The following is a 21,030-nucleotide window of genomic DNA, read 5'->3' as shown; positions in this document are numbered from 1 at the left end:
CCGGAGTCCGCCATGCTTGACCTCTCGCTTTTCCCGCTTTTCCTGGCCGCCGGCATCGCCCTGGCCCTGACACCGGGTCCCGACATGGCCTTCACCCTCGCCACCGCCGCCTCGCGCGGGCCGCGCGCCGGTCTGGGCGCTGTCGCAGGCATCTGCACCGGCGGTCTGGTGTGGACGATTGCCGCTGCCGGCGGGCTGGCGGCGCTGATCGCCGCCTCCGAACATGCCCTGACAGCCGTGCGCTATGCCGGGGCCGCCTATCTGATCTGGCTGGGCTGGAAAACCTTTCGCAGCCTGGATGCGCCGATCGAGGCCGAGGGCGCCGGCAGCGCCGCACGCGCCTTCCGCCGCGGCCTGGTGACCAATCTGCTCAATCCCAAGATCGGCCTTTTCTTCCTGGCGCTGCTGCCGCAATTCACCAATGCCGAACTGGGTCCGGTCTGGCTGCAGATGCTGACGCTCGGCCTGGTCTTCTTCGCCATCGGCGGCTGCGTGCTGACCGTGATCGTGTTTGCCGCCGGCGCCGCCCAGCAGCAGCTGAAATCCTCGCGGATTTCCCGCCGCGTGCTCAACGGCGTTGCCGCCACGGCGTTCGGCGGACTCGGTCTGCGCTTGATCTTTTCGGGCAATGCGACCTAGAAAGCGCCCATGTCACACACTGCAGATCCCCGCCTCATTGTCGCGCTCGACGTGCCGACGACCGACCAGGCCTGGTCGATCACCCAGGCCGTCGGCGATGCCGTCAGCTTCTACAAGATCGGTCTCCAGCTGCTCCCCGTGGGCGGGATGGACCTCTGCCGCCGCCTGAAGGGTGCCGGCAAGGACGTCTTCCTGGACTTCAAGCTGCACGACATCCCCGCCACGGTGGAAAAGGCGACCCGGTCGATCACCGCCGGCGGCGCCGACCTGCTGACCGTGCACGCCGAACCGCCGGTGATGCGCGCCGCCGTCGCCGGGCGCGAAGGGTCGAAACTGCGCATTCTCGGCGTCACCGTGCTGACCAGTTATGACGACGCCATGCTGGCCGAGATGGGCTATGCCTATGGCGCCCGCGATCTCGTCCTGCGCCGTGTGGAACAGGCGCTCGAGGCCGGTGTCGACGGTGTCGTGGCCAGCGCTCACGAAGCCACCGAAATCCGCCAGCGCTTCGGCGATGATTTCCTGATCGTCACCCCGGGCATCCGGCCGGCCGGCGCCGATATCGGCGACCAGAAACGCGTCGCCACCCCGGCCGCAGCCCTCGCCCAGGGCGCCACCCACCTCGTGGTCGGCCGCCCCGTCAACGCCGCCGAAGATCCCGCCGCCGCCGCCCGGGCGATCGTGGAAGAGATGGCCGGCGTCCCGGCCTGAGCGCTTCACGCTTTTCTGCTGTCATCGCGGATGGATAGACACCATTCCGGCCGCTCCCATCCGCCGTCACCCTGACGAAAGTCAGGGCCCAGTTCATAGCGCGAAGTAGGTGCGAGTTCGCGCTTACCCATACCGCCTCCACGTTTTTCCCGGCTGAAAGCCCGGCGCAGGCCGGGCGAAGCGCCGGGACCGACGGGAAACTCATCGCTTGAAGAGACCTTCGGTCGATCCCGGATCTGCAGCCTGCTTGCGCAGGCTGTAGCCTGCGCCCGCGAAGGCGGGTGGCCGGGAGAAATGGGTGCTTCCTCCCTGTTCAACCAAACCTCGTCATCCTGACGAAGGTCAGGACCCAGATCGCAAAGCGCGATTTGCGCGAGATGGGTTCGGATCACATCAGGCCGTCGTGCGGGATGAGCGCGAATTTGCACCAGCCCCGCCCTATGAACTGGGTCCTGACTTTCGTCTGGATGACGGTCGGTGGGGATAGGCGCAATCGGCATCCGCCCGAACCGAAACCCGCCTAATCGTAAGGATAGGCCCGCACAGCCGCACGCGCCTGCGTATCCATAGCGCGCACCCGCCTGGTGGCGTGGGGCATGCCGGCGAGACGCGTGCGCACCTCGCCCGAGGCGGCAATCAGCACGATCCCGCGATAGCTGTAAAGCGGCGTGAAGGGACGCTCGACCCCGCCGGCCAGCGGTCCGGTGAAAAAGCTCGGATCCAGGGTGACGGTCTCGCGGCGAGCCGGCGCGAAATCCGCGGTCTGTGTCACAGGGTGTCGCGGGGTGTCGCTGTAACGGGTCTCGTATGTGGCCGCTATGTCATACGAATGGTGCAGTTGTGCGACGTCTGTGCGACGGGTCTGCCGCGGTGCCCCTTCCAGCCGGGCCGCATCGGCGGAAAACCCTGACGAATGAGGGCGTTGCGCCTCATCCGGCATCTGGGTGAAGCGGCAGGCAGGGCCAGTATACGCCCCCGCCAGGGCCTGGCGGATATCCTCGGGCGAACACTCCCGCGCCGGCGCGCTGCCGGTCTGCGCAAATGCCGCCGGAGCCGCCAGGAGGGCGGTCGCCAAAACCATGAAAACAGGGCGTAAAGCGTGTGCCATTCCGGCACAGTATCGCGGACGGTCAGCCTTGCGAAGCCCGTGCACCCGGCACGCGAAACCGGGGATAAGCACACACCTGTCCCCACCCCCTCAGAAGTCGCTTAGAATGCCCTTCTTCTCCCAGTCGCCATAGCGCGTGGGTTCCGGCCCGTTGCGGCGTCCGCCGGTTTCCGGTGGCAGCTCGGCCTCCACCTGCGCCTTTCGGCGCGCCTCGGCCTCTTCCAGCGCCCGCCGGGCGGCCGGGCTCAATGTCTTGCCGGGCGCCGCATCAGCAGGGATTCCCGCCATGTCCGTCCCGTCTTGCCGTTCATTCTGGGTCATCCCATTTATCTAGTCCGACAGGGGCCTGTCGCCAAGAATGGATGCTGCCAGAACCATGACTGCCAACGGATTACGTACCTTCCTCCTGCTCGCCGGCATGACCGCCCTCTTCATGGCGATCGGCTATGTGCTGGGCGGAGCCGCCGGCGCGATGATCGCCCTGGTCATTGCCGGGGGCATGAACCTGTTTGCCTGGTGGAACAGTGCCGACATGGTGCTGCGCATGCACGGCGCCCGCGAGATCGGTCCGGACGAACGCCATCCGCAATTGCGCCAGTATGCCGCCGATGTCGAACATCTCGCCCGCCGCGCCGGCCTGCCGGTGCCGCGCGTCTTCGTGATCGAGAGCGACCAGCCCAACGCCTTCGCCACGGGCCGCGACCCCGGTCACGCCGCCGTCGCCGCGACGACCGGCCTCATCGCCCGGCTCGACCGGGAAGAGGTGCAGGGCGTCATGGCGCACGAGCTCGCCCATGTGAAAAACCGCGACACGCTGACCATGACCGTCACCGCCACCCTGGCCGGTGCGATCGGCATGCTGGCGAATTTCGCGCTCTTCTTCGGCGGCAATAACCGCGCCGGGCTGATCGGCTCGATCGCCCTGATGATCTTTGCTCCCATGGCCGCCATGCTGGTGCAGAGCGCGATCAGCCGCGCCCGCGAATACGAGGCCGACCGGATCGGCGCCGAGATCATGGGCAAGCCGATGGCGCTGGCCAGCGCGCTGGAAAAGATCGAGCGCACGGCCCGCCGCACCATCAATGACAGCGCCGAACGCAATCCGGCGACGGCCCACATGTTCATCATCAACCCGCTGAACGGCCAGCGGATGGACAATCTCTTCTCCACCCACCCGGACACCGCCAACCGGATCGCCAGGCTGCGCGAAATGGCCGGCGCCGCCGCCCCGGTCCGCTCCGGCCCCTGGGCGCCGCGCGGTCCGTGGGGGTAAAGGCTTCCCCTGCGAAGCGGGGGAAGTGCCGAGCGCAGTGAGGCGATGGGGGAGAGTCTGCGCGCTTACGCGCTCCGCGGCGCTTTGCGCCGCCCCCTCAGCCCGCTACGCGGGCAGCTCCCCCGCAAGCGGGGCGAGCCCTGATCATGCCGCGCATCGCATTAGACGGGCGCGCCTGCGCGTGCTAGCTCCCGCGCCATGAAAGACGGATTGCCCCCGCGGCGCTGCGGCGCCCTGGCCTATGCCACCATCCTGCGCGACCGGCGCGCCCTGGAACCCGCGCTGGAGCACACGCCCGGCTATCGCAAGATGAGCGACCGGGACCGGGCCTTTGCGCGCGCCATCCTGGCGACCACATTCCGCCGCCTCGGCCAGACCCGCAAAGTGCTCGACAAATTCCTCGCCAAGCCGCTCGAGGAAACCACGGAATACGCTGCCGCCCTTCTGGTCACCGGCGCGACCCAGCTTCTGTGGATGGACGGTCCGCCGCACGCGGTCGTCTCCACCACCGTCGCCCTGTGCCAGGACACGACCGAGACCTACGGGCTGAAGGGCGTGGTCAATGCCGTCCTGCGCAAGGTCAGCACGGAAGGGCCGGACCTCGCCGCCCGCACCGCCCCGCGCGACAATCTTCCCGACTGGGTGTCGCGTTCCTGGCGCAAGGCCTACGGCCCCGGCACGCTGTCGCGCATCGCCAATGTGCAGATGCAGCCGCCGCCGCTGGACCTGACCGTGAAGAACCCGCTCGAGCGCGAACGCTGGGCCGAGGCGCTGGGCGCGGAAATCCTGCCGACCGGCACGCTGCGCCGCAAGGAGATCGGCGACGTCACGCAATTGCCCGGCTTCCGCGAAGGCGCCTGGTGGGCCCAGGATGCCGCCGCCGCGATCCCGGCCACCCTGCTCGGCGTGAAGTCCGGCGACCACGTCGCCGACCTGTGTGCCGCCCCCGGCGGCAAGACGCTGCAGCTCGCCGCGCTGGGCGCCCGCGTCACGGCTGTCGATGATAATGAGGGCCGGCTGAAACGCCTGCGGGACAATCTCTCGCGCACCGGGCTGCGCGCCGCGGTCGCGGTCGAGGATGTCCGCCGCTTCCGGCCCAAGGGCCCGGCCGATGCGGTCCTGCTGGACGCGCCCTGCACGGCCACCGGCACGATGCGGCGCCATCCCGAAGCCGGCTGGATCAAGAAGCCGGGCGATGTCCAGCGCATGTCCAGGCTGCAGCTGGAGATGGCCGGCGCCGCCGCCCGCATGCTGCGTCCCGGCGGCTGGATGGTGATCTGTACCTGCTCGCTGCAGCCGGAAGAGGGCGAACAGCTCGCCGCCCGCCTGCTGGAAACCCGCAAGGACCTGAAGCCCGTCGCGATCCAGGACGGGGAAGTGCCCGGCCTGGCCGAAGCCATCACGCCGGAAGGCTGGCTGCGCCTGACCCCGGCCCTGTGGGCAGACCGCGGCGGAATGGACGGGTTTTTTGCCGCCCGCTTCGAAAAGCGCAGTTAACCGGCCGCCTGCCGCGAAGGACGGACCACCGGCCGTCTTGCGCCGGTCCGGCCCCCCTGTTATCGGACTTGCATGGGCGCTTCCGTAATCATCTCGCCGTCAATTCTTTCGGCCGATTTCGCCAAGCTGGGCGAAGAGGTTCGTGCGATTGACGAAGCCGGGGCCGACTGGATCCATGTCGATGTCATGGACGGTCATTTCGTACCCAATCTCACGATCGGGCCGGGCGTCGTCAAAGCGCTGCGGCCGCATTCGAAAAAGCCGTTCGACGTGCATCTGATGATCACGCCGGTCGATCCGTATATCGACGCCTTTGCCGAGGCCGGGGCCGACCTGATCACGGCACATCCCGAAGCCGGTCCGCACTTCCACCGCACGGTCCAGAAGATCCGCAGCACCGGCAAGAAGGCCGGCGCCGCGCTCAACCCGTCCACCCCGGGCGAGACGCTGGACTATGTCCTCGACGAGCTCGACCTGGTGCTGGTGATGAGCGTCAATCCGGGTTTTGGCGGCCAGAGCTTCATCGACAGCCAGCTGCGCAAGATCGAGGGCCTGCGCCAGTCGATCGACCGTCGCGGCCTAGCGACCCTGATCGAAGTGGATGGCGGGGTGAATCCGGACACGGCGAAAGCCTGTATCTCGGCCGGCGCCCACGCGCTGGTCGCCGGATCGGCGGTATTCCGCGGCGGGCCCGACGCCTATCGCGACAATATCACAGCGCTTCGCGGCTGATCGTCATGGCTCGTGCGGTGCGTCTGTCCGATTATACCGCTGCCACCGTCATGGCGCTGCGGCGCGAGGCCTCCTCGACGCTGCACGCCATCGGCCTGCCATCCGGGCTGAGCGATCTGGGCGGGCTGCCCGACGCGCTGAGCGTGCTGCCCGAAGATGTCTACGCCCCCAATCGCGAGCGCGGCGAAGCGATCCTGAACGGCCACTTCACCCTGGCCGGGGAAAGCCTGTCGACCGACGGTCCCGCCGCCACCTGGCTGCAACCCGCACCGACCCGCGCCTTCGCCCGCCGCCTGCATGCGTTCGGCTGGATGCGCGACTGCCTCGCCGCCGACCCGGAAGCCGGTCCCGACGCGATACGGCGCTATGTCGACAGCTGGATCGATAATTTCGGCCGCTGGAACAGTTTCGCCTGGTCGCACGACATCCTGTCGATGCGCCTGTTGAACTGGCTGCGCTGCGGCGATGCCCTGTTCAATGGCGACGAGGACAGCCGCAAGGCGCGCCAGGCCCGTTTCCGCTCACTGCTGCGCCAGGCGCGCTATCTGCAACGCTCGATCGCGATCGCGCCGGACGGCACGACCCGCCTGCAAAGCGCCGCCGCGCTCACCCTGACCGGTCTGTGCCTGCCGGGCCGCGATGCCCTGCAACGCGCCGGCTTCCAGGCGCTTGCCCGCGAGGTCCAGCGCCAGATCCTGCCCGATGGCGGTCATGTCACCCGCTCGCCGCGCGCCTGCGCGGAAGCCCTGATCGACCTCGTCACCGTGCGCGAAGCGGCCCAGGCCGCCGGTGCCGACCTGCCGCAGGAGGTGCGCCGCGCCATCGACCGGCTGGCGCCCATGGTCCGCTTCTTCCGCATGTCGGATGACGGGCTGGCCAGTTTCCATGGCGGCGGCGAAGGCGACCGCCACGCGCTGAAAGCCGCGCTCGATCATGACGACACCCGCGCACGCCCCTTCGGCTTTGCCCCCCATTCCGGCTATCACCGCGCCGAAGCCGGCGAAGCCACCGTGCTGCTCGATGTCGGCAATGCCCCGAAGGGTCCGCTAAGCACCGGCGCCCATGCCAGTGCCCTGGCTTTCGAGCTGTGCACGTCCGGTGGCCGCCTGGTGGTGAATTGCGGCTGGCACGACGACCAGCCCGCCAGCTGGCGCGAGGCCGTGCGCGCGACGGCGGCCCACTCCACCCTCATCCTCGACGAAACCTCCTCGGCCCGCCTCTTCCCGCCCGGCTGGAAGCGCGACCTCCTGGGTCCGCGCCTCGCCACAGCACCGGCCTCGGTCTCGGCCCGGCGCAATGAGGAGGAGATGGGCATCTGGCTTGAAGGCATTCACGAAGGCTATCGCGAGGATTACGGCCTGTCGCACCGGCGGCGGATCTTCCTGGCGGCCGATGGCGGCGATGTGCGCGGCGAGGATGCGCTGTTCCGGCCCGTCAATGATGGTGCGCCGGACGATGTCGATGTGCGCTGGCGCTTTGCGATCCGCTTCCACCTGCACCCCGAAGTCCGCGCCTCCCTGTCGCGCGATTCCATGAGCGCGCTTCTGGTCCAGCCCAATGGCGATGGCTGGCGGTTCCGGACCGATGGCGGCCCGATCCGGCTGGAGCGTTCTGTGTATCTGGCTGCGGGCGCACCTCCACAACGCGCCACGCAGATTGTAGTACAGGGAGAAGCAGAACCCTTTGGTGCCGGGGACCGGCCGCCCAATCGCGTTCGCTGGGCTTTTCAGCGTCTCGGCCAGGTCGGCGGCGCAGAAGGGGAAACCGGATGAGCACACCGCGTCCTCAGGACGGACGCCGCAGGCGAGCGCGTCAAACCGTTTCAGGCAATCTGACCGCCACGCGCAACCAGTTGTCGATGGTGGCGGTGGCCGTGTTCGATCTCGCCGCCGGCGCCTTCTCGATGTGGGCGGCAGTGCTGCTGCGCTACCGGTTCGAACCGGACGGTCCGCCCGACCAGGTGATGCTGCAGTCAGTGGCCGTATTTGCCCTGGCCTGTGCCATCGTCTTCCCACTGGAAGGCCTGCATCGCGGCCTGTGGCGCTATACCGCGCTGAACGATGCCGCCCGCATCGTCCGCTCGGTCCTGGTGGCCAATCTGGTCTTCCTGCCGATGCTGTTCCTGATCAACCGGCTGGACGGCTTTCCGCGGACGGCGATCCTGATCGATATCCCGATCCTGATCGGCCTCCTGCTGGCGCCGCGCTTCCTGCTGGCCGCCTTCCGTACCCAGGGCCTGCGCGGTGTGCTGCAGGTGGAAGACCGCTCCAAGCCCGCCGCGATCCTGGTCGGCTCGGAAGCCGATCTGGATGAGGCCCTGCGCGACATTGTCCGGCGCAACGGATCTGCGCCCTTCCGGCCGAAAGGCCTGATCGAGCCGGGCTCGCAGCTCACCGGTCACGCCATTCGCGGCGTGCCCGTGCTGGGCGGCCTGCATGCGCTGACCCCGGCGCTGAACCGGCTGGCCCAGGCCGAAACCCTGGCGCCGCGCCTGGTTCTGGCCGGCACGAATACCGATGTGGAAGTCGTCAACGAGCTGATCCGCGTGGCCGCCCGCACCGGCGCCAAACTGTCCCGCGCCCGTCCGTCCGAAGGTCCTGGCGCCTTCTCGCCGGTGGAAGCCGCCGACCTCCTGAACCGTCCGCCGCGGCCGCCAAACCTGGAGCCGGCCCGGCCGCTCATCGAGGGCCGCCGCGTCATGATCACCGGTGCCGGCGGCACGATCGGCTCGCAGCTGGCTCGGCTCGCCGCGACGCTCAATCCGGAAAAGCTGATCTTCTTCGACGCGTCCGAGGCCAATCTCTACGAGATCGATCTCGAATTCGCCCGCCACCGGCCGCATATGCAATGGCGCGCCATGCTGGGCGATATCCGCGATACCCAGCGTCTGGAAACCGCCTTCGCCGAAGAGCGCCCGGATGTGGTTCTGCACGCCGCTGCGCTGAAGCACGTGCCGATGAGCGAGCTCAATCCGGGCGAGGCCGTGCGCACGAATGTCATCGGCACGGTCAACACGATCGAGATGGCCAAACGCTACGGCGCCCGCATCGTCGCCCTGATCTCGACCGACAAGGCCGTCGATCCGGGCAATGTCATGGGCGCGACCAAGCGCGCCGCCGAACTCTATGCCCGCTCGGCTGCCGCCGAGGGTTCCGACACCCGCATCTGCGTCGTGCGCTTCGGCAATGTGCTCGGCTCGACCGGCTCGGTCGTGCCGCTGTTCGAGCGCCAGATCGAGGCCGGCGACCCGGTCACCGTGACCGATCCGGATGCCACCCGCTATTTCATGACGGTCGAGGAAGCTTCCGGCCTCGTGCTCGATGCCGCGGCCCAGACCGCCTTCGACGCCGACCTCAATGGCGCCTTGTACGTGCTGGATATGGGCGAGCCGGTTTCCATCCTGCGCCTGGCGCGGCAGCTCCTGCGCCTGCGCGGCCGCGACCCGGACGCGCCCGGTGCGATCTCGATCGTCGGCCTGCGGCCCGGGGAGAAGCGCCATGAAAACCTCGTCTACGCCTTCGAACGCCGCGAACCGACGGCGATTGACGGTGTCTGGTCGATCACCGGCCCGGTCCTCGATACCGGGGCGGTGGCCGCCGAACTGGAATGCCTGCTCGATGCGGCGCGCAGCGGTGACGCCGCAGCCGTTTCCGAAGCTTTGGGCGCCCTGTGCGCCCTGCGGCCTGCCACGGCCGCGGATTGACTTGCTGCGCCGTGATAGATACCTCGCCGCGCACATCCGGATGGTTACAACGGAGCCCCAGCCATGTCCGACCTTGATCTTGCGCCTCTGCGCCGCGCCCTGATTTCCGTGTCCGACAAGACGGGACTGGTCGAGCGAGCCCGCCGGCTCGTCGATGCCGGTGTGGAAATCCTGTCCACCGGCGGCACGCTGCGCGCCCTCAATGAAGCCGGTATCGCGGCCCGTGACGTGTCCGAGGTGACCGAGTTTCCTGAAATGATGGACGGCCGTCTCAAGACACTGCACCCGCGCGTGCATGGCGGCCTGCTCGGCCGGCGTGACAATGGCGAGGACCGGTCTGCGATGGCCGATCACGGCATCCCGAATATCGACCTGCTCTATGTCAATCTCTACCCGTTCGAGGAAACCGTCGCCAAGGGTGCCGAAGAGGCCCACTGCGTCGAGAATATCGATATCGGCGGGCCGGCCATGCTGCGCGCCGCGGCGAAGAATCATGCCTGGGTGAGCGTGTGCACGGATGGCGAGGATGTCGACGCCGTGCTCGCCGCCATGGAGGCTCATGAAGGCCACACGCCGCTCGAGCTGCGCAAGCGCCTGGCGGCCAAGACCTATGCGCGCACGGCCGCCTATGATGCGGCGATCTCGAACTGGTTTGCCGACACGCTGGAAGATACCAGCCCGGCTTGGCGCGCCTTCGGCGGCAAGCTCGCCCAGCCGCTGCGCTATGGCGAGAACCCGCACCAGAGTGCCGCCTTCTACGCCACACCGGAAAACCGGCCCGGCATCGCCACAGCCCGCCAGGTGCAGGGCAAGGCGCTGAGCTTCAACAATCTGGCCGACGCCGACGCCGCCTTCGAACTGGCCGGCGAGTTCGATCCGGCCGACAAGGCCGCCGTTGTCATCGTCAAGCACGCCAATCCCTGCGGCGTGGCCACGCACGACGATCTCGCCGTCGCCTATGAGAAGGCCTTTGCGGCCGACCCGATTTCCGCCTTCGGCGGCATCGTTGCCATGAACCGCAAGCTGGACGCCGACACGGCCGGCGAGCTGGTGAAGATTTTCACCGAAGTGGTGATCGCACCGGACGCCGACGAAGACGCGCTGTCGGTGCTGTCCGGCAAGTCGAACCTGCGGGTCCTGCTGACCGGCGGCCTGCCCGACGCCAAACAGTCCGGCTGGCTGACCAAGACCGTCGCCGGCGGCCTTCTGGTCCAGGAACGCGATACCGCGATGATCTCGGTGAAGGACCTCAGGACCGTGACCCAGCGCGAACCCACCGAAGCCGAGCTGGCCGACCTGATGTTCGCCTGGAAAGTGGTCAAGCACGTCAAGTCGAACGCGATCGTCTATGCCCGCAACCTGTCCACCGCCGGCATCGGCATGGGCCAGACCAGCCGTTTGGAAGCGGCACGTCTGGCGGTTCGAAAGGCTGAAGCAACCGCCGAGGAAAACGGCTGGGACGAGCCGCGCACCCAGGGTTCGGTCTGTGCGTCTGACGCCTTCTTCCCCTTTGCCGACGGCCTGCACGCCGCGGCCGAAGCCGGCGCCACGGCCGTGATCCAGCCGGGCGGCTCGATCCGCGACGAGGAAGTCATTGCTGCCGCCGACGAGGCCGGCATCGCGATGGTCTTCACGGGCATGCGCCATTTCCGCCACTAGGGCGGGGCTTGTCGCGCCACTGCGCGTGAATCCGTTTTTCATTGACCCTGGCCGGCGCTGCCCGCCAGGGTCTTTTCATGTCGGGAAACACAATCCTGCGCGGCGGACTGGCCACGCTCATCCTTCTGCTCGCCGGGCTGGGCGGCTGCGCCATCGGACAGGCGACCGGGATCACCACGCCCCGGCGCGATATCGCCGACCAGGTCGCGCTGATCCGGCCGCACACCACGATCGAAATACCCGCTGATGCCGAAACGCCGGTGCCCGCAGCGATCCTGCTGCATGGCTGTGGCGGATTGCGCCAGGTCCAGCCGGACTATGCCGCCGCCCTTCTGGAGGCCGGTTATGGCGTGATCACGGTGGATTCCAACAGCGCCCGCGGCATCGGCCGGCTTGCCGCGATGAGCCAGGTCTGCACCGCGCTGCGCCTGTGGGGCCGCGAACGGGCTTCGGATATCGAGGCCGCCCTGATGCTGGCCCGCGAGGATGCACGGATCGACGAAACCCGCCTCGCCCTGATCGGCTGGAGCCATGGCGGCTGGACCGTGCTGGATGCGCTGGACTATGCCGGCGAGGGCCGGGTTCCGCCCGGCCTTGCCGGCGTGACGACGCCGCCCCTGGCCGGCGTGCGTTCGGCCATCCTGCTCTATCCCTATTGCGGATTTCCGGTGCGGGCCGACGGACGGGCATTCCCGTCAGACATTGCCATTCACGCCATCCTGGCGGAACGCGACATGGTGGCCCCGACAGGCGATTGTACACGCCTGTTCGACCGCGCGGAGGCGGCCGGACACCCGGTCGATCATGTCACCTGGCCTGGCATCACCCATGCCTTCGACGAGCCGGCCGCACCGCCGGATCCGCGGATGGAATACGATGCGAACGCGGCAGCCCGCGCGCGCGCCCGCATCGTCGATATTCTTGACCGCGACCTCCGCGATCAGGGCTGAGCGACCGCCGCCATCTCGCCGATCTGGGTCGAGGCGATCGCCAGCTTGGACAGGGTCCACGCGCCGGACTCGTCCAGCTGCCGCTGCACCGAGTCGACCCGGCCGGCCTCTTCCTCATTGACCGTATTCCAGGCTTCGACGACCGCATCAGCCCAGTCGCGGGAGGGGTTCTCGATACCCGCTTCCAGCGACCCGCCGGCCTGGCGGGCAAAGCGCATCATCGACGCCGTCACCGCCTGCTGGTTGGCGTAGAAGTCTTCCATCAGGCGCCGCACGGCCAGACGGTCCCAGTGCAGATCCGAGGAGACCTCCTGGCCGAGACCGCGCAGACGGTCGAAGCGGAAACGCGCACCGGCCGCGTGGTAGATGTAGGCCGTCGAAGCGAGCGGCCAGTCGAAATTATTGGCCATGTCGATCACGTCCGTCGACGAGGTCAGCGGCCGCAATTCGGCAACCGACTGGGCCAGTTCGGCCGGAGCGCCCGCCTTGACGAAGGCGGACTTGCGCTTCTTCACGCCAGCGCGTTCGTGCTCGGAAATGATCTCGTGCACCATGGAGCGTAATTCCTGCACGCCCGGCCGGTAGGAGGCGATCACGTCGGAGATCGAGCTGGCATTGGCCGTGGCCTCATTGCGGCCGCGGCGGACAAGCCAGTAGGTCTGGCGGCGCAGGAGACGGATGATCTCCTCGTGCAGCTTGATCTGGACGTCGGCCGGAGCCTGGTTGTCCAGCGCATTGATCGCCGCCGTCAGTTCGGCAAAGCCGAAAATGCCCCGTCCGGCCTCGAAACCGCGGGCAATCGCCGGCACGGTCGCCGTGGTGGAGTCGATCGCCCGGTGGATGAAGGTCGGACCGCCCAGATTGATCATCTCGTTGGCCAGCACCGTCGACACAATTTCGCGCTTCAGGCGGTGCCCGTCCATCGCGGCCGAGAATTTGTGGACACCCTCCGGGAAGTAGGTGGTCAGCATGTCCCGGAAGTGCGGATCGTCCGGCACGTCGGAGGCAACCAGCTGATCGAACAGGGTGATCTTGGCATAGGAGTTCAGCACCGCCAGCTCGGACCGGGTCAGGCCCTGGCCACGGCCCTTGAGCGCGCGCATGCCTTCGGAAGAGGGCAGGCCCTCGACTTCACGGTCCAAGCGTCCCTGCTTCTCAAGGGACAGCATGAAACGCTCATGCGCATCCAGATCGGCCTCGGCCGTATGCTCGGCCATGGAAAGGGCGAGAGTCTGGTCGTAATTGTGGCGCAGCACGTGTTCCGCGACATCGTCGGTCATCGATTCCAGCAGCGTGTCGCGGTCTTCCCGGCTCATCTCGCCATTGCGGACCATCGGACGCAGCAGGATCTTGATATTGACCTCGTGGTCGGAACTGTCGACGCCGGCCGAGTTGTCGACGAAGTCGGCATTGGCCCGGCCGCCAAGACGGCCGTATTCGATCCGCGCCGCCTGGGTGAAGCCCAGATTGGCGCCCTCACCGATGACCTTTGCCTGCACCTGGTCGGCATTGACCCGCAGACCGTCATTGGTCTTGTCGCCGACTTCCCAGTGCTGCTCGTGCGTCGCCTTGGCATAGGTGCCGATACCCCCGAACCACAGCAGCTCGACTTCGGCCTTCAACAGGGCGTGGATCAGCTCGGTCGGGCTGACCGCATCCTTTGTCAGGCCGGTCAGCGCCTTGATCTCGTCGGTCAGCCTGATCGACTTCTCGCCCCGCGAGAAAACGCCGCCGCCCTTTGAAATCAGCGAGGTGTCATAGTCCTGCCAGGACGAACGCGGCAGGTCGAACAGACGCTTGCGCTCATTCCACATCGTCTCCGGATCGCCCGGATCGGGATCGATGAAGATGTCGCGGTGGTCGAAGGCCGCCACGAGACGGATCTGTTTCGACAGCAGCATGCCATTGCCGAACACGTCCCCGGACATGTCGCCGACGCCGATCACGGTGAAGGGTTCGGACTGGATGTCCTTGCCCATCTCGCGGAAGTGGCGCTTGACGGATTCCCAGGCGCCGCGCGCCGTGATGCCCATCTTCTTGTGGTCGTAGCCGGCCGAACCGCCCGAGGCGAAGGCGTCACCGAGCCAGAAATCGAACTCGTCGGTCGCCAGCCCGTTGGCCGTGTCCGAGAAGGTCGCGGTGCCCTTGTCGGCGGCAACGACGAGATAGGGATCCTCATCATCCCAGCACAGCGTCGCCTCGGGATGCCTGACCACGTCGTCGACAATATTGTCGGTGATGTCGAGCAAGCCGCGGATGAAGGTCTTGTAGGCCTCGCGTCCGGCTTCGAAAATCTCGTCGCGGCTGCCATTGCGCGGCAGGGCCTTGGGATAGAAACCGCCCTTCGAACCGACCGGCACGATGACGGCATTCTTCACCTGCTGGGCCTTCACCAGGCCCAGGACTTCGGTGCGGAAATCGTCTCGCCGGTCCGACCAGCGCAGGCCGCCGCGGGCAACCGGGCCGAAGCGGATGTGCACCCCTTCGACATCGGGTGCCCAGACGAAGATTTCGCGATAGGGCTTGGGCAGCGGCAGCTCTTCGAGCAGTTCGCTGGCAATCTTGATCGAGATCCGCGCCTTGGGCTGACCGTCGGCGCCGAGCTGGTAGAAGTTCGTACGCAACGTCGCCCGGATCAGATGGAAGATCCGGCGCAGGGCCCGGTCGTGATCGAGACTCTTGACGCCATCGAGCGCCTTGCCGATCCGCTCCTCGACGTCCCAGACAGCATCGGAACGCGTCTTGCGGTCATCGGTGAAGGCCGGATCGAACTTGACGCGGGCCAGTTCCAGCAGGCCGCGGGCAATGTCCGGATAGGCGGCCAGCGCCTCTTCCTGGATCGCCTGGGACGGGTCGAGCCCCGTTTGCTGGCGATAGCGCGCGCAGGTGCGCAGGAAAGCCGCCTCGCGCCAGGTCACGCCGATCTCGACGATCAGGCGGTTGAACCCGTCATCCTCGGCGCGGCGGTCAGCCATCGCCAGAAGCGCATCTTCGAGCACAGGCGCGAGTGCCTTGACGTCCTGGCCCTTCAGCGCGTCGGACTTCATCTCGAAGTCGTGCACATAGGCCCGGTCGACGCCCTGGCCATCGCTGGCGCGGCGATCCACCGGGAAACCGGTCTCCTGCACCACGTAAAGGCCGAGATTCTCCAGAACCGGCATCACCCGGGACAGCGAAACCGGTTTGCCGACGCGGTAGATTTTCAGCCGCAGCTCATTGTCCGGGTCATTGGCTTCGCGATAGACGCGCACCGCGACCTGGTTGGGCGTGTCCAGCCCTTCCAGCTTGATCACGTCGGCAAGGGCGTCTTCCGGATCGTAGAGTTCGCGATAGCCGGCCTTGAACGCATCCTGATAGGACGGCATGCGCAGGCGGATATCCTCGGGCGCGTTGCGGCGCACATGGGTTTCCAGATCGTCTTCCCACGTGCGGGCCAGACGGGCGACCCGGCGTTCCAGTTCGCCGACTTCCGGTTCCGGGTGATCGAACGGGTTGAGCCCGATGATGTAGTGCACCCGGGCCAGCGAACCGTCGCCGAATTGCGGATAGAAAGCCGAGAGGCGGCCGCCGAACGCGTCGCGGATCAGCTCCCCGGCCTGCTCGCGGACTTTCGAGGAATAGCGCTCGCGCGGCACGAAGAGCAGCGCCGACACGAAACGGTCGAACTGGTCGCGGCGGATGAACAGCTTGGTGCGCGGCCGGTCATGCAGGTGCAGAATACCGAGACAGATTTCCAGCAGGTCGTTCTCGTCTGTCTGGAACAGCTCGTCGCGCGGGAAATTCTCGACCGTATTGCGCAGCTTCTTGGCGCTGTGGGTACCGGGCGTCTTGCCGGCACGCTCGAGCACGCGGCGCACCTTGCGGCGGATCAGCGGCACCTGCGCGGCGGACTGGTCATAGGCCTCGGCGGTGAACAGGCCGACAAAGCGCATCTCGCCGATCACGGCACCGTCTTCGCGGTAGCGCTTGACGCCGATGTAATCCATGTAGACGCGGCGGTGGACGCGCGACTTCATGTTGGCTTTGGCGACAATGATCGGGCTGGGTTCGCGCAGGAAGGTTTCGATGGCCGGTGTCAGAACCGCAGGCTCGGAGCCCTTGCGCAGCACATGACGATCGGGATCGCGCAGCACGCCGCGGCCGGTCTCCGGACGCACGCGCGGATGGCGCTGGGCCATGCCGCCGTTTTCGTCGACCTCGAAGTCATAGATGCGGCAGCCCAGGAAGGCGAAGTGGTCGTCGCGCAGCCAGCGCAGGAATTCGCAGGCCTCCGTAAGCTCTTCCGGCGAGGCGTTCGTGGTCGCCTGGGCGAGATGGGCGATGGCCTCGTCCATCTGGGCGCGCATGTCGGCCCAGTCCTCGACTGTGACGCGGACATCGTCGAGGGTCGCGGTAACGCCCTCGATCAGCGTGCGGCGGGACAGATCGTCCAGCGGCGGCAGATGTACCTGGATCATCGATTCGGCGAGACAGCGCCCGCCCTGGTCGACCCGCGCACCGTCATTGTCACGGCGCACCTGAACGATCGGGTGGAACATCGCCAGGATGTCGTAACCCTGGGCACCGATTTCGCCCATCACGCTGTCGACGATGAAGGGCCGGTCACGGCCGATGATCTCCAACACGTCGCGGGGCAGCTCGCTGCCGTCGTCGCGAGTGGCCGTGCGCATCCGGACGAGAATCTCCTCGCCATTGCGCTGTTCGCCATAATGCCAGAAATCGACGCACATGGATGCCAGATCGGCGGCCGCAACCTGTTCGAGGTCTTCGGCCAGGGCATCGTCGTAGATCTGCGAAAAGAAGGACGTGCCCGTCTCTCCGCACTCGCTGCCATAGCGATCCTGCCAGCGCGAACGCGCGGCCTCCATGAATTCGTCACGGGTGTACGCGTGCGCGACTCCGACGACCGCCCCCATGTGGCGCTCCCTGTGGTCTGTTGTGGTTCTTGAGGCGAGCCTAGCCCTGTTTTCCCCACACGCAAGCCATGTACACCGTTGAAAACGCAAACAAGCCATTCTTTTTGGCAAGAGCGCAGATTTTGGGAGAGGCGGGGCCATCCCGGCCGGGATTTCATGCCACCAGCGGCAGCGGTGACGATAGCGGCACCGCCGGGTAGGGACAGGGAACCCGGCGGTGCCTGGCAGACCTCATCGGCAGGCTGGGGGGACGCTCGTTTGAGGCCTGATCGTCTGGAGCGGCCGTCTTCCTGCCCGCTCGAGGGGAGGAGAACAGGGCAGGGCGGCCACTCGCTTATTCATGTAGGAACGCCCGGACTGAATCCAAGACCGTCAGTGTCGAAAATCGCCGGCCCGGACACAGCAGTTTCCGCCGCGTTCGAAAACCGATATGGCGCGCCCCATTCTCCGCGCCAAGGGCACGGCCCGTCACACTCTCGTGAAGCCCGGCGGCCCGCCCCGGAAAGCGGGCTCAGCCTGCCGTTTCGGCCAGGCGCGGCCACTGCCGGTCGATGGCGTCCAGGCTGAGTGACGGCGCCAGACGGCCCGCCAGGTCAAACGCCAGGGCCCGGGTTTCCGCGACATCGCGCGGCGCAACGGCCAGCGCCCCCACGGCTTCGGGCACCAGGGTCAGCGGAATGTCGCGGGTCTGGGCATCGAACAGCGTCGCCAGGATCGAAAAGGGCGCGGAAAACCCGACAAGAAGACAGTCCCGGCCGGTATTGCGCGCCATGAACTGATGAAAATAGCTGTCTGAAAACGCCGACAGGCCCCGCCGCACGAAGACGGGTTCCCGCGTCAACGGACGCAAGGCGGGCACCGGCGTGCGGTCCGCGCGCACGCCATCTGTGATGGCGTGCTGGCAATGGCAGATCGACCAGCCATCGGCCCGGGCCCGGCGCAGCAGCGCCTCGATCCGGGTCATGGTTGCATGATTGTCCGCATCGATCCGGCCATCCGGCCCCTCGACCCGGTCACGCTGGCAGTCGAGCAGGATCAGCGCCGGCTTATGGGCGTTCGTCATGCCGCTTCCTCCTCCGATTTCTTCTTGTCTTTCCTGGCCTGTTCCTTTTCGGCCTCAAGCCGTTCGAGCGACAGGTCGAACGGACCGGGCCGGTCCCACTCGCCATCCGGCCGGATCAGGACCATCGGATCCGTATCCGCCGTGATCGCATTGACCGGCGGGATCAGCTCGCGCTCGATCTCGACATAGGCATAGTCCGAGAAATAGAATTCCGGCCGCTCAGGTCGAACGCGGAAACCGTGCGTCCGCCAGTATTTCACCCGGTTGAGCTGGGCATGCCCGATGACGCGGCGATAGCCGCGGCGGGCGCTGTAGCGCAAGGCTTCCTGCATCAGCACCCGCATCACCCCGTCACGCCGGTATTGCTGCAGCACCGCCGCACGCTCCACCTTCGCAAAGTCGGCAAACCAGCGCAGGCGCAGCACGCCGACCGGCTCGCGCCCCTTCCAGGCAATCAGGTGCGAGGCCGCCACCAGGTCGTTGCCGTCATACTCTTCGGCATAGGGCGCTTCCTGCTCGCCCAGATAGATGACGCCGCGCAGGGTCATCGCCATGACGACCTGGTCGAGCGTGCGGGCCACCGTGACTTCGATTACCGTCCCGTCCGTCGCATCCGTCATCGCGGCGCCTCCCAGTTCCCAAGAATACTGTGCCGCAGCAGCATGGCGCCGAGCTTGTCGGGAAAGCCGGTGCTGCCATAGAGCGGATTGATCCCGTCCGGCCTTGCACATTCCTCGAAGCCGAGCCGCCGCATCAGCGCCTGCCCCTCCGTGGTGCGCGCCCGGGCATAGACCCGCACATCCGAATAGAAGCCGCGCCAGCCCACCAGCAGCGCCCGCAGGGCCGCCGCCTGGGCATGCGGTGTGCGTCCGGCCAGCCCCCAGGACAGGAGCGCGGCTGCCTTTTCTTCCAGACCGCAGACCCAGTCTCGTTGCGCGTTCGCGAAACCGAACTCCCCAGCAAGCAGCGCAGACACGCCTTCTTCGCTCAGCGGGATAGACGCGACGAATCCGTCAGGGGTGCCATTCCAAACACGCATGTGAAGCGATCTCTGCGTCCAGCCCTGAACACGCGCGATATCTTCAGCGCTCGCGATTTCGCCCTCTATAAGCGCGTCCGCAAGCGCATGAAATTCGTCGATCCTGTCGAGGGTGACAGGCTCGAAATCCATTGATGCAAAAGCCTGATCCAACCGCTTCAGGGGAAATTGAAACCCGGTCCGGGTTTGACTAGTGTGGGTTGCCTGAGTCACCGTCGCGCTCCTCATGCCAACACGGTTACCCAATGGTTAACACCCCGCCTTGACGGCGACTTCTGCAAAGTTGGAATAGTGGATAGTCAGGAAACAGATACCCTTCTCCGGCGGAACCTGTTCGACTGGGACGACTTGCAGATTTTCCATGCGGTGGCGACGACGGGATCGATGAGCGCGGCCGCCACGGCACTCGGCTGCCAGCAATCCACCATTTCCAAGCGCATGCGCCAGCTGGAAAGCCGGCTGGGAAGCCAGCTGATCGAACGGCATGCCGGCGGGATCATGCTCACACCGGCCGGGGAAAGCGCCTTCGACTATGTGCTGACCATGCAGCGCTCGGCACACCAGCTGGAGACCCGGATCGCCGGTCGCGACCGCGCGATCGAAGGCGAGGTCGCCCTGCGCGCGCCGGACGGGCTGTCGAGCTTCTGGCTGGCAAGACACGTGCCGGAATTCCAGCGGACCCATCCGGCAATCGATCTGAAACTGCTCGGCGACCACTCGGCTGCGGTCGGAGAAAATACGTCGTCCCTGGCCGTCACTTTCGTGCCGGAAAAGACCATGGACACGCAGGCCGAGCTTTTGGCGACCCTGCACTATATGCCTGTAGCATCACGGGAATTTATTGAAACCTATGGTGCACCCCGGTCCCTTGTCGATGTCATGAACCTGAGGTTCGCGACGCTGGAACAGTATGACCGCTCGCTCTCGTTGTGGGGCGAAAAAGCCGAGGCAGCAGATACTCTTATTAAATATTCCTTCCGCACCGACCTCAGTTCGGTGTTATTTGAGGTGGTACGCCATGGCGGCGGTATCGCCATGGCACCGACCTATCTTGCCGCCCTTTATGCCGATGAATTGGTAGTACTCGACTACGACTTTCATCAGGATATCAGGGTCTGGCTGAAATATATGCCCGGAAGTCAGGGGATTGGCAGAATAAAGTGTGTTGGCGACTGGATCACCGACATATTCAATCGTAGAAACAATCCTTGGTTTCGCGAAGAGTTCTGTCATCCGCGTGAGTTCTGCGGCATAGACGTCATTAGACCACAACCGTGAGGATGCCATGAGTGCCAGGGGCCCAACGAGTATTGACCAGCATGTCGGAGCGCGTCTGCGCCTGCGCAGAAGTCTGATGGAAATGAGCCAGTCCGAGCTGGGCGAAAAGCTGGGCGTTACCTTCCAGCAAGTCCAGAAGTACGAGCGCGGCACGAACCGTATCGGTGCAAGCCGGCTTTTCCATGTCGCCAAGGTCATGGAAGTTCCGGTGTCCTACTTCTTCGAAGGCCTCGAGGAAGACGGCTCCTCCGAGCTGAAGGGCCCTGAATCCGACACGCTCTACGACTTCATCGCCAGCCCCGACGGCCTCGCCCTGGCCCAGGCCTTTGCCGGCATTAAGGACCAGACGGTCCGCCGCCGCGTCATCGACCTGCTGCGCTCGCTGGCAGACTAGAACGCAGACAGATCCTGCTGAGAAAGGGCCCGGCGATCTCGCCGGGCCCTTTTTCGTGCGCCCCACCC

The 21,030-nt window shown here is 66.5% G+C and carries 17 protein-coding genes; 11 read left to right on the top strand and 6 right to left on the bottom strand.

Annotated elements, in window-relative coordinates:
• The first annotated feature begins 12 nt into the window (after positions 1–12).
• Entirely contained in the window at positions 13–639 is a 627-nt protein-coding gene (locus tag JJ918_RS00960) for a LysE family translocator (protein ID WP_291882112.1), read from the top strand.
• Positions 640–648: 9 nt separating this feature from the next.
• The gene (gene pyrF / locus JJ918_RS00955) at positions 649–1,350 is read left to right on the top strand and encodes an orotidine-5'-phosphate decarboxylase (RefSeq protein ID WP_291882111.1); all 702 of its coding nucleotides are present in this window, start codon (positions 649–651) and stop codon (positions 1,348–1,350) included.
• Between the two features lie 520 nt (positions 1,351–1,870).
• Here pyrF and JJ918_RS00950 read toward each other — a convergent pair.
• Positions 1,871–2,122 carry a hypothetical protein gene (locus JJ918_RS00950; protein WP_291882108.1) on the bottom strand — a complete coding sequence of 84 codons (252 nt, stop codon included), beginning with the start codon at positions 2,120–2,122 and terminating at the stop codon, positions 1,871–1,873.
• Positions 2,123–2,548: 426 nt separating this feature from the next.
• Positions 2,549–2,746 (bottom strand): DUF1674 domain-containing protein, encoded by a 198-nt coding sequence (locus JJ918_RS00945; protein WP_291882105.1) that lies wholly within the window; start codon positions 2,744–2,746, stop codon positions 2,549–2,551.
• Positions 2,747–2,834: 88 nt separating this feature from the next.
• Between JJ918_RS00945 and htpX the strand changes: the two genes are divergently transcribed.
• The 7 genes from htpX to JJ918_RS00910 all read left to right on the top strand — a co-directional run bounded on the left by htpX (position 2,835) and on the right by JJ918_RS00910 (position 12,272).
• Positions 2,835–3,731 carry a zinc metalloprotease HtpX gene (gene htpX, locus JJ918_RS00940; RefSeq protein ID WP_291882102.1) on the top strand — a complete coding sequence of 299 codons (897 nt, stop codon included), beginning with the start codon at positions 2,835–2,837 and terminating at the stop codon, positions 3,729–3,731.
• A gap of 198 nt (positions 3,732–3,929) precedes the next feature.
• A complete protein-coding gene (locus tag JJ918_RS00935; protein WP_291882100.1) occupies positions 3,930–5,228 on the top strand; it encodes a transcription antitermination factor NusB in 1,299 nt (432 codons plus the stop codon).
• Between the two features lie 72 nt (positions 5,229–5,300).
• On the top strand, positions 5,301–5,960 hold the full coding sequence (gene rpe / locus JJ918_RS00930) for a ribulose-phosphate 3-epimerase (RefSeq protein WP_291882097.1): 660 nt from the start codon (positions 5,301–5,303) through the stop codon (positions 5,958–5,960).
• A gap of 5 nt (positions 5,961–5,965) precedes the next feature.
• Positions 5,966–7,732, top strand: coding sequence for a heparinase II/III family protein (locus tag JJ918_RS00925; protein ID WP_291882094.1), 1,767 nt, complete (start codon positions 5,966–5,968; stop codon positions 7,730–7,732).
• Positions 7,729–9,663 (top strand): nucleoside-diphosphate sugar epimerase/dehydratase, encoded by a 1,935-nt coding sequence (locus JJ918_RS00920; protein ID WP_291882093.1) that lies wholly within the window; start codon positions 7,729–7,731, stop codon positions 9,661–9,663. Before JJ918_RS00925 ends, JJ918_RS00920 begins: the two co-directional genes overlap by 4 nt.
• Positions 9,664–9,726: 63 nt before the next feature.
• Positions 9,727–11,322 (top strand): bifunctional phosphoribosylaminoimidazolecarboxamide formyltransferase/IMP cyclohydrolase, encoded by a 1,596-nt coding sequence (gene purH, locus JJ918_RS00915; RefSeq protein WP_291882091.1) that lies wholly within the window; start codon positions 9,727–9,729, stop codon positions 11,320–11,322.
• Between the two features lie 77 nt (positions 11,323–11,399).
• Positions 11,400–12,272, top strand: coding sequence for a dienelactone hydrolase family protein (locus JJ918_RS00910; RefSeq protein ID WP_291882089.1), 873 nt, complete (start codon positions 11,400–11,402; stop codon positions 12,270–12,272).
• On the opposite strand, the gene JJ918_RS00905 is transcribed toward JJ918_RS00910, so the two are convergent.
• The 4 genes from JJ918_RS00905 to JJ918_RS00890 form a co-directional block, all read right to left on the bottom strand.
• On the bottom strand, positions 12,263–17,188 hold the full coding sequence (locus JJ918_RS00905) for an NAD-glutamate dehydrogenase (protein ID WP_291882087.1): 4,926 nt from the start codon (positions 17,186–17,188) through the stop codon (positions 12,263–12,265). The two genes, JJ918_RS00910 and JJ918_RS00905, sit on opposite strands and share 10 nt — an antisense overlap.
• 511 nt (positions 17,189–17,699) lie before the next feature.
• The gene (locus tag JJ918_RS00900; protein WP_291882084.1) at positions 17,700–18,251 is read right to left on the bottom strand and encodes an isochorismatase family protein; all 552 of its coding nucleotides are present in this window, start codon (positions 18,249–18,251) and stop codon (positions 17,700–17,702) included.
• Entirely contained in the window at positions 18,248–18,871 is a 624-nt protein-coding gene (locus JJ918_RS00895; protein ID WP_291882082.1) for a GNAT family N-acetyltransferase, read from the bottom strand. The genes JJ918_RS00900 and JJ918_RS00895 overlap by 4 nt, the downstream gene beginning before the upstream one ends.
• Positions 18,868–19,422 carry a hypothetical protein gene (locus tag JJ918_RS00890; RefSeq protein WP_291882079.1) on the bottom strand — a complete coding sequence of 185 codons (555 nt, stop codon included), beginning with the start codon at positions 19,420–19,422 and terminating at the stop codon, positions 18,868–18,870. Before JJ918_RS00890 ends, JJ918_RS00895 begins: the two co-directional genes overlap by 4 nt.
• A gap of 159 nt (positions 19,423–19,581) precedes the next feature.
• Here JJ918_RS00890 and JJ918_RS00885 point away from each other — a divergent pair, with 159 nt between their 5' ends.
• A complete protein-coding gene (locus tag JJ918_RS00885; protein WP_291882077.1) occupies positions 19,582–20,568 on the top strand; it encodes a LysR family transcriptional regulator in 987 nt (328 codons plus the stop codon).
• 7 nt (positions 20,569–20,575) lie between these two features.
• A complete protein-coding gene (locus JJ918_RS00880; protein ID WP_271187202.1) occupies positions 20,576–20,962 on the top strand; it encodes a helix-turn-helix domain-containing protein in 387 nt (128 codons plus the stop codon).
• The last annotated feature ends 68 nt before the right edge of the window (positions 20,963–21,030 follow it).

It is taken from the genome of Maricaulis sp., from assembly GCF_017642925.1.
Classification (GTDB): Bacteria; Pseudomonadota; Alphaproteobacteria; order Caulobacterales; family Maricaulaceae; genus Maricaulis.
Note: the sequence above shows the minus strand (reverse complement) of the source record. Positions and strands in the feature narration are given on the sequence as shown.